This window comes from Trebonia sp. (assembly GCF_049794275.1).
GTDB lineage: Bacteria > Actinomycetota > Actinomycetes > Streptosporangiales > Streptosporangiaceae > Trebonia.
Genome location: NZ_JBARCR010000697.1, coordinates 1 through 1,682, shown reverse-complemented (window position 1 = coordinate 1,682; position 1,682 = coordinate 1). Strand labels below are relative to the sequence as shown.

Sequence of the window (1,682 nt, the reverse complement as noted above, 5' to 3'; positions counted from 1 at the left end):
ACGCCAGCGAGCGGGCCGCCGGCGACGGCCTGCAGGTCCGTCAGGTTGGCGAGCTCGGCGATGCCCGGCTGGCGCGGCCAGCTGCCAATCACCACGCCTGCGGGCGCCAGCTTCCGCGCGGCCAGCGCCTCGAGGGTGAGCGCGGTGTGATTGAGCGTGCCGAGGCCCGCGGCGGCGACCACCGCGACGGGAGCGTCCAGCGCGGCCGCCAGGTCGGCGATCGTGCCGCCGTCAGGGTCGTAGCGCACCAGGAGGCCGCCGGCCCCTTCCACGAGGACGAGGTCGCGGGACTCGGCGAGCTTCGCCACGTAGTCCATGACGGCGCGCAGGTCCAGCGGGGCCAGGCCGGCGACCCGGGCGGCCGCCTCGGGAGAGAGCGGGTCGGGGAACGTGGCGAGCTCGTGGGTGTCGGCGAGGCCGGTAAGCCGCCGGACGGCCTCGGTATCGGGGATCTCTCCCGCGGCGGTGCCTGTCTGCGCGGGCTTGACGACGGCCACGCGGTCGCCGCGGGCGATCGCTAGCGCGGCGATCGCCGCCGTGACCACCGTCTTGCCGACGCCGGTGCCGGTTCCTGAGACGACGAGAACGCGGGTCACTAGCCGGATGTCCGCCGCAGCCGGGTGATGAACTTGTACCGGTCGCCCCGGTACCAGGACTGCGCCCATTCCACCGGCAGGCCGGTCGTGTCGATCGCGTGCCTGGACAGCAGCAGCAGCGGGATGCCCGGGTCAACGCCGAGCAGCCTGGCGTCGTGCGGGTCGGCGAGCACCGTCTCGATCGTCTCCTCGGCCTCGGCGAGCTGGATGCCGTACCCGGTGCGCAGCGTCTCGTACAGCGAGGCGTGCCGTTCCAGCTGCCTGCGCAGGCCGGGGAACCGGCGCGCGGGCAGGTGCGAGGTGTCGATGGACATGGGCTCGCCGTCGGCGAGCCGCAGCCGGTGGATGCGCAGCACGCGGCCCCCGGGCCGGATGCCGAGCATCCCGGCGAGCTGGTCGTCCGCGGTGACATAGCCGATTTCGAGGATCTTGGTCAGCGGGTGCAGGCCGTGCTGCCGCATGCCCTCGGTGTAGCTGGCGAGCTCCAGGGACTGCGCCACCTTCGGCTTGGCGACGAAGGTGCCCTTTCCCTGCATGCGCAGCAGCCGTCCCTCGATCACCAGCTCCGACAGCGCCTGTCGCACGGTGGTGCGGGAGGTCCCGTACAGCCGGGCGAGCTCACGCTCCGGCGGCACCGGGCTGCCCGGTGACATCGCCGAGGTGAACTCGAGCAGCTGCCGCTTTACCTGGTAGTACTTCGGCAGCCGCAGCACGGTCGGCGACGAGCCGACAGGAACGCCAGGGGTGCCTGCCGCCTCCGGAGTTTTTGGGGCCTTCGGGGCCCCTGGGACACTTGGGGCGCCGGGGGCGGCGGAGGCGCCAGCCTCGCCGGCGCGGTCTTCAGCCGGCATCGGAGACACGGTCATGGGGTGTTCCTTCCCGCTTGTGCGGTATTCCGGCAATGATGGCAGCGATCTCGCGCAACGGCCAGTGCGCGCGACGCTACGCTGATGTCCTTTTCCGTCAGCGTGGCGCGCCCGGTCAGGCGCAAGCACGCCTCGCCTGCCGGAACCGACGGCGGCCGGAAGCAGCCGACCCGGACGCCGCACTCGGCGCAGCCGCGCTGCGCGGCCAGCGCGTCTCGCG

The 1,682-nt window shown here is 73.0% G+C and carries 2 protein-coding genes; both read right to left on the bottom strand.

Annotated elements, in window-relative coordinates:
* Positions 1-596, bottom strand: a 596-nt coding sequence (bioD, locus tag WA805_RS18585) for a dethiobiotin synthase (protein ID WP_425242961.1), incomplete at its 3' end; no start/stop codon positions are given.
* Complete coding sequence (locus WA805_RS18580) at positions 596-1,462, bottom strand: GntR family transcriptional regulator (RefSeq protein WP_422327415.1); 867 nt, start codon at positions 1,460-1,462, stop codon at positions 596-598. The genes WA805_RS18580 and bioD, both read right to left, overlap by 1 nt.
* Between the last annotated feature and the right edge of the window lie 220 nt (positions 1,463-1,682).

Excerpts from the sequence above, each read along its gene's own strand:
- WA805_RS18580 (WP_422327415.1), bottom strand. The coding sequence starts at position 1,462 with ATGACCGTGTCTCCGATGCCGGCTGAAGACCGCGCCGGCGAGGCTGGC.